This window comes from Psychrobacter piscatorii (genome assembly GCF_043641605.1).
Taxonomy (GTDB): Bacteria; Pseudomonadota; Gammaproteobacteria; order Pseudomonadales; family Moraxellaceae; genus Psychrobacter; species Psychrobacter piscatorii_C.
Genome location: NZ_JBHZRK010000017.1, coordinates 32,845 through 46,966, shown reverse-complemented (window position 1 = coordinate 46,966; position 14,122 = coordinate 32,845). Strand labels below are relative to the sequence as shown.

Sequence of the window (14,122 nt, the reverse complement as noted above, 5' to 3'; positions counted from 1 at the left end):
AAATTTGGGTGTCGATCAATCTTGATTATTATCGTCGAATATTATGACGTATTCATTGATATTCTATGTTTATTTATCGTGTCACTAATTTTTTATCGCTTTAGTTTTGTGGTTTTAGTTTTGTGTCGTTAGTAAGTAACATCCACTTCGTCGCTATAGCGATAAGTACGTATCAGTCGTAACTCAACAATATCACTCATCTCTTTGGTGAATTGTCCAAAAGGTGCTGCTTGCCGTACTGACTGTTTTGCGGCCTCATCCAGTATCGTCGAATTTGAGCTTTCTAGCAGGCGAATGGCTTTAATATTTCCATTGTTACTAATGATGACCATGAGCCGCACTTTACCAGTAATGCCTTGCGCCCGTGCTTGCACAGGATAATGCAAATTGCCGACACGCTCGACATGCTCACGAAAGGTATTGATATAGTCGGCTGCTGCCCCGCGCGTGGTCGAATTACTATCCATAGTGACCACTTTGGACTTGGTCGCATAGACTTGCTGACGCTGAGACAATTGCGCTTCTAACGTAGCGATTTGCTTACGCAGACGCTCTTCTTGTGCCATGATGTCATCTTGTGCTTGTTTGCTATCATTATCCGACTCTACGCTCGCCTGACGCCAGCTTAACGTGGTGCGCAGATAGCTCTCTTGGTAGCGCTGCTGTCGAACTTGGCGCTGTAGATTGATGACGTCTTGTGTCTCGCTCATTTGCTCAGCAGACAATGGACTCATTTGGTCATTCTCTTGTCTCAGCCGCTCCTCTATGGTACCGCCGCCTTCTTGTGAGGCGTTGGCAATAAAATGCGCGTCTTCGTTTGGCTTCATATTATCGGTGAGCGCCTTTGCTACATCCTGCATCATGGCCGCAGGGTCTTTACCCATCGAAAAGCTAATGCCAAAAATAATCAACACGTGTATGGCGACCGCAATGACAATCGCTACAGGTAAGCTCACATCACGCTTGGGAGGCTGCGCCGAAAAATGGTAGCTTTGTGAGTCTTTGATATAGGCCACAATGGGTCTCAGCTGATAGGTGGCGCGTATGCGTGTAGAGCATTCATTAATGAGCACTATAACGATATGCACGATGTATGTTGGCGCTATCATAACATGACGTAGAATTATGTCGCTAGCCTAACCGTCAATGTCAAAATTTTGGTCCAGCCATTCGGTGTTTACGACCTTTCATCCATTTAAGAAAAAAACAGGTCATCGAAAATGTTATAAAACCAATATCGTGTTTATAGTGTCAAATGAATTGTCATAAAACGCATGTGTCCATTTTGAAGCCACTGTATTTGTTATATACTGTTTTAAAACGCTGGTGCTAAGCCCTATAATTGTAAGGATAATAAGTTTGAGCGACTTTGATAACGTGAATAATTCAGACAGTTTTGACGAGTTCTTTGAGAACATCGGCTATCGTTTTGACGAGTCACTTGGTAATGGTTGGGAGCGTATCGCTCAATCGGTTAAAGAGGTTTATAACAAAACGACAGACAAACTCGAAGATGAGATATCCCTACCAGTCGCACAAAAATACGTCAACGAGGCGCTACAGAGCTTTGTGACGGATAATGTAAAAGCCATACTAGAGCTGCGCGTTGAAATGCATGATGATTGGTTTCGCTTATACTGTACGGTTGATGCTGGCGGTATTTATGCTGAAGTGGCCAGTAATTTTAGTTTGGTACATGTGCAGCTAGATCGTAATGTTCAACGTTTTGTGTTTGGTCAGCAGACGTATACCGATATATTAAATCTACGCTGCGAGTCTTTTGTTAAGCGCCAAGGTGTCAAGCTGGCTATTTGGTTTTATCACAGCGTCCTCAAAAAAGACCCATTGGGTTTTATTCTCTCCTACGTCAATATTGCTCGCCCAAAAGACGAAGTGATTTACCTCGATATTAACCGCTGGCTAAAAAACAACAAAAAGATTATGAGTACATTGTATAAAGTACAGGTCAACTATGGAAAGCTTGAAGAAGAGCAAATGGTTTTGAAGGCGCAGATTAACTATCGTGATTTATTGGCCTCAAGCAATAACGAAGATATCATTAGCGACGATGATGAGCCGCAATTGATGCAAGGCCCTATCGACCCGATAGACGATGCCACCGAACCAAGCCAAGAATAACTATCCAAGATAAATCACTTCTCCATAAAAAACGCTGCATCTTACAGGTTATTGGCCTTACAGATGCAGCGTTTTTTGTTAACCAAGATAATCGTCAGATGCCCCTACCAATAGTTCTCAACAGCGATATTACCCTCACCGCGTCGATTCATCACCAGACCTAATGTCTTCAATGCTTCTTTGGTATCATCCACCATATCTGGGTTACCACATAGCATGACATGCGTCGTATCGACATCCAAATCGATACCCGCGCGCGCTTGCAACGTGCCTTCTAATAATAGCTTCGGCAGACGCTCTGACAATGCGCCGTCGACAGACTCTCGGGTGACGATAGGAATAAAGATCAGCTTTGCCGGATTATCCACCAAAGTGCCAAAGTCTTCTTGCAAGCGTTCGATTTGCTCAACGTAAGCAAGCTCATCCGTCGAGCGTGCGCTATAGGCCAATACAATATGCTCGTAGTCTTCCCATGTCTTTAGGTCTTGTAGCATCGATAAAAATGGTGCAAGACCAGTGCCGGTAGCCAGCAGCCACAAATTTTTTGGCAATGGTTTTTGATAACGCGCTAACGTTAAGAATCCAAATGGCATGGTATTAAGTAGTAACTCATCGCCCACTTGTAGATGTTGCAGCTGTGAGGTAAATGCACCATCAGGAATCACAATAGAGAAAAACTCTAGCACCTCATCGAATGGCGAAGACACAATCGAATACGCTCGAAAGATATCTTCATTCAATGCTTCATCAGAGACTCCATCACTTGCCTCAACCTGTTGGTAATATTTCAACTGGCTGGGATTGACGCCCAAGCGCACAAACTGTCCGGCAGTAAACTTAAAACTATCGGGACGGCTGACGGTAAAACTAAATAAATTTGGCGTCCATGTGGTTTTGCTGAGCACCGTTACCGTTTGAATATTATCACTCATAACTGTTCATCACTTATATTTTATTAAATGGTATTTTTATAAGATAAGTTTGCTAAAGACAAAAATTAAGCAAAAAAAGATGCGCCAAGCTTATCATAAAGCGGGCGCATCTTGGTTTTTTAACCGTAACAACAGATAAGCAGCAAATGACTTATCTTATCGCATAAATCATTGAATCTACCAAATACGAGCCAAGCTTGCCCATTCGATCATACTGTTTGGCAAGATACCAAAGAACAGGATAATTGCCGTCACAGCAATAACCATAATACCGCCGGTACGAATACCCCATTGACCAGAGACATCAAACTCAATGAACTGCTTAGGACGTTTGAACAGTGTGAGTAACACGCGCAAGTAGTAGAATAGACCAATGGCACTACCCAAAATAATCATCGCAGCTAAGAACCAGTGGGTACCTTGTACAGCAGCCAATATCGCAAATAGCTTGGTGATAAAGCCTGCAGTCAACGGAATACCAGCCAGTGATAACATCATGATAGTCATCACAGCGGTCAGTACCGGACGACGCCAGAACAGCCCCTGATAATGAGTCAGCTCATCAGCTTCACCAGACAAACGATATGGGCTCGACATCAATGTCACCACACCAAAGGCACCGATAGATGTAAAGGCATATACCGCCATATACATGCTAGAGATACTATCAGCGGCCGCGCCAATACTGACGATAACAATCATCACGTAACCCATATGGGCAATAGATGAATAACCCAATAGACGTTTGAGGCTGGTCTGACGCACAGCCAACAAATTACCTACCAAGATAGACAAGGTTGCCATCACCATCAATAACATCTGCACCGATGGCAATGCCAATAAAGAGGTATCGATTAAGAATCGAACCGCCAGCGCCATCATGGCAACTTTTGATACCGATGCCAAAAAGGTCGCAATAGGAACAGGCGCGCCTTCATAAACATCTGGCGTCCACATATGAAAGGGAGCCGCAGAGAGCTTAAAGGCGATCCCAAACATCATCATCGCCGCACCCAATATCAGTAGTGGCGATTCAAACAAATTGCCTAGCACCATACTGATTGGCTTAAATGCCAACGAGCCCACTTCTGCATAAATAAATGCCATACCCATAAGTAAAGTCGCTGACGCTGTTGCCGACAACACTAGATATTTTAGTCCTGACTCAAGCGAGCGGTTGCGCATATAAGTGTAAGCAAGCAAACCATACAAGGGCACTGACAACATCTCTAGACTCATAAAGAATGAAGCCATATGCTGCGCGCTTACCATTAGTAATGCACCAATGGTCGATAGCAGCATGAGCAAGTATAGCTCTTCTTTATTGTCTTTGAGGTTGGCCAGATACGCATACGATAGCGTACAACAAGCCAATGCGCAGATCAGGATCACCACCATATTGAACTGAGCAAAATTATCAATCACAAATAACTGCTCAGCATTTGGCGCGATAGCGCCACTCTCGATAAAGCCCGTCATTTGCCCAAGTAGCGTAACCAGAGCAATATTCAAACCGACCACGGTAATTGTACCAGTGACCATATGCGAGCGTTTAATAGTGATAGCAATCATCACCACGAGTACCGTAATCACTACGGCGATAATCGGCGCGTAAGGCACAAGCCCTATCAAATCATTCATTGTAATCTCATTCATGACTTAACGTGCCTCCATTACATCAAGCAGTTGCGACGCATCTACCTGTGTCACTTGACTGTATATATATGCGTTGTTGATCCACTGCATCGCGTGACTTGAGGTATCAAGGAACGGCTGTGGATATAATCCGAGCCATACCAAACCAGCAGCTAACATCAATAGTAATGACAGCTCGCGCTTGCCCAAATCTTTTAATTTACGTGCAGGTAAGCCATGTGACTTAGTCTCTCGCTCTGCCAATGCGGCAATATTATTTTCACCAAATAGTGCGCGATGAATCAAAATGAGCGAGTATAGCCCTGCGAGTACCAAGCTGAATGTCGCAAATACCACAAACACAGGATACTGAGCAAAGGAGCCAAACAAAATCATGAACTCGCCAATGAAGTTACCCGTACCTGGAATACCAAGTAATGCCGCACAGAAGAACATCAGTATCGGTGCGTAGTAACGGAACTGTCCCCACATACCACCCATCAAGGTCAAATCACGTGTATGCAGACGCTCATATAGCTGCCCTGCCATGATGAATAATGCGGCTGAACTCAAGCCATGAGCAAGCATCTGAATCATCAGACCTTGTAAGCTGAGCAATGTTCCAGCATAAATTGCCAATACCACAAAGCCCATATGCGAGATACTGGTATAAGCCAGCAAACGCTTCATGTCAGTCTGCATAAACGCGAGCCAAGCACCGTAGAAGATACCAATCGTACCTAGGGTAATCGCTATCGGCGCAAACTCTTGTGACGCTGCTGGAAATAGCGGCAATACAAAACGAATCAAACCATAGGCAGCAGTCTTAATTAGTACACCTGCCAAATCCACCGAACCTGCCGTTGGTGCTTGCGCATGCGCATCTGGCAACCAGCCGTGGAACGGGATAATTGGCAACTTCACCGCAAAGCCAATAAAGAAGCACAGCATGATGGGATATTCCCAGCCGCCGAGTGACGTACCGAGCAAGTCATTGTAGTTAAAGCTTACTACCCCTGTTTGGGCATAGCTGATAATGACCAATACCAAGATGCCAATGAGCATGATAAGCCCAGATGCTTGGGTATAAATAAAGAACTTAGTTGCGGCGTATTCTTTGGTTTTGCCAACCACATCATGACCCCAAATGGCGATCAAGAAGTAGATAGGAACCAACATCATCTCCCAAAAGAAGAAGAATAAGAACAGATCAATCGCTAGGAAAACCCCGATGACACCGCCCAAACTCCATAGCAAGTTTAGGTGGAAAAAACCAACACGGCGCTGAATCTCATTCCAAGAGCAGGCAACAGCCGCTACACCTAGCAAACCAGTCAATGCCACCATCATCAGTGACAGACCGTCTAATGCTAAATGAAAACTAATACCAAAGCTTGGTATCCATGGCACACTGAATTCAGCGACCCAAGGCACCGCCGCATCTGGCGCAATGACCTGCTTGCTCATACCGCTAAAATCACCCTGCTGCCAAAGCACTAATGACAAAGCAAAGGTCAACGTCATACCGATCAAGGCAATCCAGCGCGGCAGACGTTTATTAAATCGCTCTACCACCCAGCACAGCAATCCTGCAATAAAAGGAATTGCGATTAATGCTGGTAGCATCCACGTTTGTTGTAACTCAATCATCTTTACACCACCGTCATCATTACCAGCACCAGCAATACAGCCATACCCAAGCCAAAGCTTGTAGCATAACCTCGAAGTGACCCTGTTTGCGTCGCAGACAATACTTTATTACCTGCTGAAGCCAGCTTAGGCAAGATATACCACGTTTTATCGATAGGGTCGGCTTTTAATAAGCGGCCGATGAACAAAAAGGGTTTTACAAAAATTATATCGTATAGCGCATCAAAACCTAGGCCATGGTAGCACCAGTGATATAGCGCCCCACCAATACGTGAGCGCTTAAAGCTCGTGAGCATACGTCCTTTATTGACCACATATAGTAATGCCGCCAATATCAAACCTGCTGCCATTGCACCCATCGCGATATACTCTGCGGTGTGCTTGGCGTGATCTTGACCCGCGACTTCTAGCAGATGACCCACACTCTCCGGTAAGACGCCTTGTAGTGGCGGTGTAATCCATGCACCAACAGCGGTAGATAGGACAAGCAATACCGTCAAAGGCAACCAGTACGACACCCCTGATAGCTTATGCGCATGGGTTTTTTCTTCACCAAAGAATATGATCCAAATCATACGGAACGTATAAATTGCGGTTAAGAAAGCACCAAATACACCCATGTAGAATAGTACTAAGTGACCTGTTGCATAAGTCTCCCAAAGAATCGCTTCTTTAGAGTAAAAGCCAACGGTAACCCAAGGTATCGCAGCGAGTGCACCACCACCGACGATATAGCACCAAAATACCAATGGTATCTTTTTGCGCAGACCACCCATCTTAAAGATATCTTGCTCATGGTGTACCGCAAGGATGACCGCCCCTGACGATAAGAACAGCAATGCTTTAAAGAAAGCATGGGTCATTAGATGGAAGATAGCCCCTTGCCATGCCCCCACGCCAAGCGCCAAAAACATATAGCCAATTTGACTCATGGTTGAGTACGCAAGGATACGCTTGATGTCTGTTTGCGCCAATGCACAGAATCCAGCAACCACCAGCGTCAATGCCCCTACGCCGCCGACCCAATACAATAAAATACCTGGCGTTAGCTCAAACAATGGATGCAGGCGGGCAATCAAATAAACCCCTGCCGTGACCATTGTTGCCGCGTGAATCAATGCTGATACTGGCGTTGGACCTGCCATCGCATCAGCAAGCCATGTATGTAATGGCAACTGCGCTGACTTACCCATCGCACCGCCGACCAACATCATGGTGGTAAGCATCATCGTTGGATTATTAATATCAAACACTTCTGGCGCGCGTGTAATAATCTCTTGGATATTAAGCGTACCGAATTCGCGGAATAATAAGAACAAACCGAAGGCTAAGAACACATCACCAACACGCGTAACGGTGAAAGCTTTCATCGCGGCACGGCCGTTGGCTCTGTCGTGGTAATAATAACCAATCAATAGGTACGAACAGATACCCACGCCTTCCCAGCCAAGATATAGCAAGAACAAATCATCTGCTAGCACCAGTAATAACATACTGGCCACGAACAAGTTCATATAGCTAAAGAAACGGGCAAAGCCAGTGTCGCCTTTCATATACCAAGAGGCAAACAGATGAATCAAAAAGCCAATCCCAGTAATGACGCCTGACATGGTCAATGCAAGACCATCAAAGCTCAAGCCAAAATGCGGCGCAAAGTCGCCAACTTGGAACCATGTCCATAGCGGAACTTCTACTACCGTTCCAGCTGGATTGGTGGTCAAAAAGGTATAACTAACCACTAGCGTACATAGAGCCGATAGCAGCATGCTACCCACACCAACAATCGCTGCGATCGTCTCTGATAATTTGTCGCGCATAAAGGCTAAAATCAAAAAGCCAATGAGCGGGAATATAAAGGTTAATGGTAATAAACTCATGACATCATCCTTTCATCTCATTGGCGCTATCGACATCGAGATGCCCACGCTGATGATAAAAACGCAATAATATTGCCAGACCAATTGACGCTTCAGCCGCGGCCAACGTCAAAATGAAGATAAACATAATCTGCCCGTCTGGATCGACCCAGCGACTACCTGCTACTACAAATGCTAGTGCTGCCGCATTCATCATAATCTCAAGACTCATGAGCATAAATAGGAAGTTACGTCGTACCATGACGCCGCACAGACCGATGGCAAATAAAATACCTGCCAAAATCAGTCCATGGCTCATGGGTATCATACCCAGTACATTTTGCGCCTCAGTAACTGGCTGTACTAAGCCTGCCACCTCGTGGGCAAACGGCACGTTTGACACATCTTGTGCCACGCTTGCTGCTAGTACCATTAGTCTGCCTCCTTGCGCGTCACTTTGTTCGCACCTGTTTTCATGCCTACCTTCATACCAACATAGTCATGTGGGTCAACATCTTTATATTCGTAGGGCTTAGCCATTTTTACGGCGTCACTAGCTGTATAGTCACTGTTTTTGTAAATACTGTCATTTTCGTATTGCTCAATACTACCCACACTTGGCTGAAAGTCTTGGCTTGCATGACCGACGATCTCTTCATCGATTGACTCTTTGCCCAAATGGTAAGCAGCAACCAAGGCTGCGAGTAGTAACAAAGCTGCAATTTCAACCAGCATGATATATTTAGTAAATAGCACCGTACCTACTGCTTTAGCAGAGATAGTCGTTCCACCCATCATGACCGCTTCATCATGATTAAGACCAATCATTGCATATAGCACAACGGCAATAATTATCGTCAATCCTGTCGGTATCGCCCAAGTGCCGGCATCGAGCCAACGCTCTTCGCGCTCATCATTGCTCATGCCCAAGTTGAGCATCATGATAACGAAAACAAACAGCACCATAATGGCGCCGGCATAGACAACGATTTCTAGCGCACCAGCAAATGGCGCACCTAGTACAAAAAATATCCCTGCGATTGCCAATAACGACACAATCATCGATAAGATCGCATGCACTGGATTGGCCTGAGTCACTACGCGCAAACTGGCAAATATTGCCACTGCAGCCAGTGAATAAAACCCAGCCAGTTCAGGATGGTTCAAAATATTCATCATGGTAGCAAGCTCCTTAGATCAATCGGTGCAGACTCATTTTGTGCTGCGCCTTTTGGTTTATCTGCTACCGCCATACCTGTCACACGATAATAGTTATAATCAGGGTATTTACCTGGTCCTGAAATAAGCAAATGCTCTTTTTCGTAGACCAAGTCTTGGCGCTTATATTCACCCAGCTCAAAATCTGGGGTCATTTGAATCGCTGTCGTTGGACAGGCTTCTTCACACAATCCGCAAAAGATACAGCGTGAGAAGTTAATACGGAAAAACTCTGGATACCAGCGTCCATCTTCACGCTCGGCTTTTTGTAATGAGATACACCCTACCGGACATGCCACCGCACACAAGTTACAAGCGACACAGCGCTCGTCTCCATCAGGATCACGCGTGAGGACAATACGTCCACGAAAACGCGGCGGTACAGGTACCGGCTCTTCAGGATAAAGGATGGTGTCACGCGGTCTGAGCGCATGACTATTGACCATCCACATGCTGCGGACAATGGTAAATATACCAATGACGGTCTTTTTTATGGTAGTAAACATGGGATTATTATCCTTATCAGCTTTACCCTAGTTCATCAGTGATGGCTAGTGATGATTACAACGTTGGGGAAAAGATCAAAATGACCGCAGCAGTAATCAACAGATTGATCAAGGTTACGGGCAGACATACTTTCCAGCCAAAGTTCATCACCTGATCATAACGCGGACGCATGAGTGAGCCTCGAGCCAAAACAAACATGGTCATAAAGAACAGCGTTTTAATCATGAACCAAAAAGCTGGTGGAATAAATGGGATATCTAAATTGAACGGCGCAAGCCAACCGCCAAAGAACAAGCAAGTCATCAAAGCAGAAATCAAGACAACGTTGACATACTCACCAATGAAGAACATACCGAACTTCATGCCAGAATACTCGACATGATAACCTTCAGCCAGTTCTTGCTCTGCTTCTGGTTGGTCAAATGGATGTCTATGGGTGACGGCAACACCAGCCACGACAAAGGTCAAAAAGCCAAAGAACTGCGGGATGATATACCAGCCGTCTGCTTGTGCTTCGACAATGGCACGTAGGTTAAATGAACCTGTTAGCGCAACCACGCCCATCAACGACAAACCCAAAAACACTTCGTAACTGATCGTCTGTGCAGCAGAGCGTAAACCACCGAGTAGCGAGAACTTGTTGGCAGACGCCCAACCACCGAACATCACCGCATAGACAGCAATACCAGCCATGGCAAAGAAAAACAGAATACCAATATCCCAATCAACCACGCCAAGCGTTGGCGAAATAGGAATGATGGCAAATGAAGCCAAGGCAGTAAACATGGCGACCGCAGGTGCCAACGTGAACATAAACTTATCGGTAAAGTTTGGTGTCCAATCTTCTTTAAAGAAGATTTTGAGCATATCGGCGACCAGCTGCAATGAACCAAAAGGCCCGACACGGTTTGGACCGTAACGATCTTGCCACAAGGCCAACATACGGCGCTCATAAATAATCATCATCGCGGCAACCAATACCACGACCAGAAAAATGACTAGCGATTGACCCACCAAAAACAGAATAGACCAAGTATCAAAGCTCATGCTATTGGCCAAAAAGCTTGGCACATCAGGGATAATACGAGTAACTTGCATATTACACCTCCTGTGTGGTGGTCGGCGCTGCGTTTATTTGCGCTGTATCGTTATTGTTCATCATGTCGTTAGCCATGCTACCCATCATCGTCACTGGTGCATCTACTTTACGCACCGACGCGGGCATTGATGGATGGATGATATCTACCTGCCCCACTGGATAACCGATACAGCCTTCTGCCAGATACTCGACAAGCTGCACTGGCAAAGTCACTTGGTGATGATCGATTTCAATGGCTAAATAATCACCAGCTGCGATATTCCAGTCTTTGGCATCATCGATACCGACACGCCATGCCGCCACTGGAAGCTGCTCTGCAATGATTGGGCTACGTGATGCCATCATTGAGCTGGCATAAATATTATAGATAGGCACTAGTTTTGCTTGGCCTTGCTCTATATTAGTGGTGTTTGCAGACATAATTTGCGGTGCCACGTACTGACGCGTCGCCAAGCGCTCTAGTTGGTCAAACAAACGCACCCCTGGATCACCGTTTTTTAGATGACCGCCGACTTTGTCTTGATATTTATTCCACGCCTGCGGGGAGTTCCATCCTGCCGCACTGGCAAAAGGAATCATCGAGCTTGGCGTTTCTTTACCGCTATAACCTTCCATTGAGAAAGTCAGACCAGTGTCCAAATCTTTTGGCTGCATCGGCTCGTGCACTGAGATTGGCGCGCGCATAGCAGTACGACCTGAATAACGACGCGGTTGACGCGCGATTTTCAGACCCGTTATACGGTAGTCCGCTTCAGGCGCAGCACCTTTGATACCCGCAAGTTTAGGGTGCGTTGCGATCAGAGCGTTGATCACATCATCAAGCTGTGTCCAGTCAACATCACGACCTTCAATGCTGCTATGCACAGCATGTATCCAGCGCCAGCCTTCTTTAATACTGCTCATTGGATGGTAGTATTCGTTGTCATAAACTTGGAAGAAACGCTGCGCACGACCTTCAGCTGATATTAATGTACCATCCGCTTCTGCAAAGCTAGCCGCTGGCAATACGATATCGACGTCCTTATGCCAATCAAGGAGCTGATGATCTAACGCAATGACCGTTTTATCCGTCAATAGCTGCGTCAATTTATTGGCATCAATCGCATCTGTTAGCTGGTTTTCTGCAACCACAACCACATCGTAATCAGTGGCTAGCAACTCTTCAACTGATTGACCGCCAAGCATACAAACGCCCATGCTATTGGCATCAGGAACCGTTAGATAGATACCTGCTTGTGCCTGATAATTTTTGTTTACTTCTTTTAACTCAAGGCTTTCTGCTGGCTCACGCTCGACATCATCCTGCGCTTCTGTATTTACGCCCGTTTCAGGTTTGTTCGGCTTGGCAGATAAATCTTGGTCTTCTTCAGGTTGGTCATTAGCCGCTTTTGCTTGAGCTGCTTGTACTTTGGCATTATGTGCCTCAACCTGCTGCTGCTCAGTCGCTTTGATTGCTGCACGTTTTTGGGTCAACGCTTGGGTAATCTGTGCCGCTGCTTCTATCAATGCGGTAGAAGACAAGCTACTACCCGAGACAACTAACGGCTTATCAGCTTGAATCAAGTCATACGCGATTTGCTGTGCCAGTGCTTGCATACCGTCAGTCTCAGGACTGGCATTAGTGTTTTGTTCAGCTGTTTGTGGATCTATTATTTCTGCTAAGTCATCAGCGAAATTGGCAATTTCATCAGCAACTTTGAAGCCAAGTTTAATGATGTCTTCAGGAGTCGCCACTACGCTCACTTTACTGATATCTTCTAGCTTAGTTTGCGTTACATCGATGACATAGACTGGGCTTAGCGCATCTTGAGCGATACGCTTAACAGGTTCTGCAAGCCAAGGCTGCGTCTGTAATGCCGCCGCCATTTTTAGGCCTTCATTTTTTGCCGCTTGGCGTACTGACAAGGCGACGCGTGATGACGTTTGCGTGATGTCTTCACCCAACACGAGCACCGCGTCATGCGTTTCGATATCGGTCATACTCGGGTTATAGATACCCTTAGTGCTCAGCACTTCGATACATTTATTGACCAATGCTTGCTGCTGGTGGTTTAGACCGGTTGAAAATTTATCAAATCCAACCAGATTTTTTAGCGCAAAGTTGGTTTCTAGGCTGGCACGCGGTGAGCCAATACCGATGACTTTTTTATCTTTGATACGTTTGATGGTTTCATCAAGTGCATAATCAATATTGATTTTGACATGCTTATCATTGATACGTTCAAGCGCTTGGGTTGGACGATCATCACGATTGACATAGCCATAACCAAAGCGACCACGGTCACATAAGAAATAGCGGTTTACTTCGCCGTTATAGCGGTTTTCGATACGGCGCAATTCACCATAACGCTCACCTGGTGAGATATTACAACCAGCTGAGCAACCATGACAGATGCTTGGCGCATACTGCATGTCCCATTTACGGTTGTAGCGCTCAGAGTGTGTCTTGTCCGTAAAGACGCCGGTTGGGCAAACTTCAGTCAAGTTACCTGAAAACTCGCTTTCAAACTGACCATCTTTATCACGACCAAAGTACACGCGGTTGTTTGAGCCATAAACGCCCAAATCTTCGCCGCCCGCATAGTCTTTGTAAAAACGTACACAGCGATAGCAAGCGATACAACGGTTCATCTCATGCGCGATGAATGGACCAAGCTCTTGGTTATGATGCGTACGTTTGGTAAAGCGATAACGACGACGGCTATGACCTGACATATAGGTCATGTCTTGCAAATGACAATGTCCGCCTTCTTCACAGGTTGGACAGTCATGTGGATGGTTGGTCATGAGTAGCTCAACCATCGACTTGCGGAATGCTTTGGCTTCATCGTCAGTCACAGAGATGTACATGTCATCGCCAGGAGCGACCATACAAGACATCACTAGACGACCACGACCTGCTTTCATGTCATCGGCGTTTTGGAATTGCTTGACCGCGCACTGACGGCACGAGCCTACTGAGCCTAGGGCTGGGTGATAACAAAAATACGGCACATCAATGCCGAGTGATAAGCAGGCTTGTAGCAAGTTATCTGCGCTATCTACTTCGACAGTGGTTCCATCAATATGTATGACTGCCATGCCGC

General features: G+C 45.8%; 11 protein-coding genes. 1 reads left to right on the top strand and 10 read right to left on the bottom strand.

Annotated elements, in window-relative coordinates; translation table 11 throughout:
- Nucleotides 1-128: 128 nt before the first annotated feature.
- Nucleotides 129-1,109: an energy transducer TonB gene (locus ACHUET_RS13335; RefSeq protein ID WP_394213486.1), complete on the bottom strand. Its 981-nt coding sequence runs from the start codon at nt 1,107-1,109 to the stop codon at nt 129-131.
- Nucleotides 1,110-1,359: 250 nt separating this feature from the next.
- Between ACHUET_RS13335 and ACHUET_RS13330 the strand changes: the two genes are divergently transcribed.
- Complete coding sequence (locus ACHUET_RS13330; RefSeq protein WP_394213484.1) at nt 1,360-2,139, top strand: hypothetical protein; 780 nt, start codon at nt 1,360-1,362, stop codon at nt 2,137-2,139.
- A 104-nt stretch (nt 2,140-2,243) separates the two neighbouring features.
- Here ACHUET_RS13330 and ACHUET_RS13325 read toward each other — a convergent pair whose 3' ends face one another.
- From ACHUET_RS13325 to nuoG, 9 genes are all read right to left on the bottom strand, one after another.
- A complete protein-coding gene (locus ACHUET_RS13325) occupies nt 2,244-3,071 on the bottom strand; it encodes a ferredoxin--NADP reductase (protein ID WP_394213482.1) in 828 nt (275 codons plus the stop codon).
- 177 nt (nt 3,072-3,248) lie between these two features.
- Nucleotides 3,249-4,727 carry an NADH-quinone oxidoreductase subunit NuoN gene (nuoN, locus tag ACHUET_RS13320; RefSeq protein ID WP_394213480.1) on the bottom strand — a complete coding sequence of 493 codons (1,479 nt, stop codon included), beginning with the start codon at nt 4,725-4,727 and terminating at the stop codon, nt 3,249-3,251.
- A 3-nt stretch (nt 4,728-4,730) separates the two neighbouring features.
- Nucleotides 4,731-6,356 (bottom strand): NADH-quinone oxidoreductase subunit M, encoded by a 1,626-nt coding sequence (nuoM, locus tag ACHUET_RS13315; RefSeq protein WP_394213478.1) that lies wholly within the window; start codon nt 6,354-6,356, stop codon nt 4,731-4,733.
- 2 nt (nt 6,357-6,358) lie between these two features.
- Entirely contained in the window at nt 6,359-8,233 is a 1,875-nt protein-coding gene (nuoL, locus tag ACHUET_RS13310) for an NADH-quinone oxidoreductase subunit L (protein ID WP_394213476.1), read from the bottom strand.
- 4 nt (nt 8,234-8,237) lie between these two features.
- Nucleotides 8,238-8,546, bottom strand: coding sequence for an NADH-quinone oxidoreductase subunit NuoK (gene nuoK / locus ACHUET_RS13305; protein ID WP_025653102.1), 309 nt, complete (start codon nt 8,544-8,546; stop codon nt 8,238-8,240).
- 98 nt (nt 8,547-8,644) lie between these two features.
- On the bottom strand, nt 8,645-9,391 hold the full coding sequence (gene nuoJ / locus ACHUET_RS13300) for an NADH-quinone oxidoreductase subunit J (RefSeq protein ID WP_394213474.1): 747 nt from the start codon (nt 9,389-9,391) through the stop codon (nt 8,645-8,647).
- On the bottom strand, nt 9,388-9,936 hold the full coding sequence (gene nuoI, locus ACHUET_RS13295; protein ID WP_010198902.1) for an NADH-quinone oxidoreductase subunit NuoI: 549 nt from the start codon (nt 9,934-9,936) through the stop codon (nt 9,388-9,390). Before nuoI ends, nuoJ begins: the two co-directional genes overlap by 4 nt.
- Nucleotides 9,937-9,991: 55 nt before the next feature.
- A complete protein-coding gene (nuoH, locus tag ACHUET_RS13290) occupies nt 9,992-10,984 on the bottom strand; it encodes an NADH-quinone oxidoreductase subunit NuoH (protein WP_179798733.1) in 993 nt (330 codons plus the stop codon).
- 52 nt (nt 10,985-11,036) lie between these two features.
- A complete protein-coding gene (gene nuoG / locus ACHUET_RS13285) occupies nt 11,037-14,117 on the bottom strand; it encodes an NADH-quinone oxidoreductase subunit NuoG (RefSeq protein ID WP_394213472.1) in 3,081 nt (1,026 codons plus the stop codon).
- Nucleotides 14,118-14,122 lie beyond the last annotated feature (5 nt).

Coding starts and splice junctions, on each gene's coding strand:
- ACHUET_RS13335 (WP_394213486.1), bottom strand. CDS start 1,109: ATGATAGCGCCAACATACATCGTGCATATCGTTATAGTGCTCATTAAT.
- ACHUET_RS13325 (WP_394213482.1), bottom strand. CDS start 3,071: ATGAGTGATAATATTCAAACGGTAACGGTGCTCAGCAAAACCACATGG.
- nuoN (WP_394213480.1), bottom strand. CDS start 4,727: ATGAATGAGATTACAATGAATGATTTGATAGGGCTTGTGCCTTACGCG.
- nuoM (WP_394213478.1), bottom strand. CDS start 6,356: ATGATTGAGTTACAACAAACGTGGATGCTACCAGCATTAATCGCAATT.
- nuoL (WP_394213476.1), bottom strand. CDS start 8,233: ATGAGTTTATTACCATTAACCTTTATATTCCCGCTCATTGGCTTTTTG.
- nuoJ (WP_394213474.1), bottom strand. CDS start 9,391: ATGATGAATATTTTGAACCATCCTGAACTGGCTGGGTTTTATTCACTG.
- nuoI (WP_010198902.1), bottom strand. CDS start 9,936: ATGTTTACTACCATAAAAAAGACCGTCATTGGTATATTTACCATTGTC.
- nuoH (WP_179798733.1), bottom strand. CDS start 10,984: ATGAGCTTTGATACTTGGTCTATTCTGTTTTTGGTGGGTCAATCGCTA.
- nuoG (WP_394213472.1), bottom strand. CDS start 14,117: ATGGCAGTCATACATATTGATGGAACCACTGTCGAAGTAGATAGCGCA.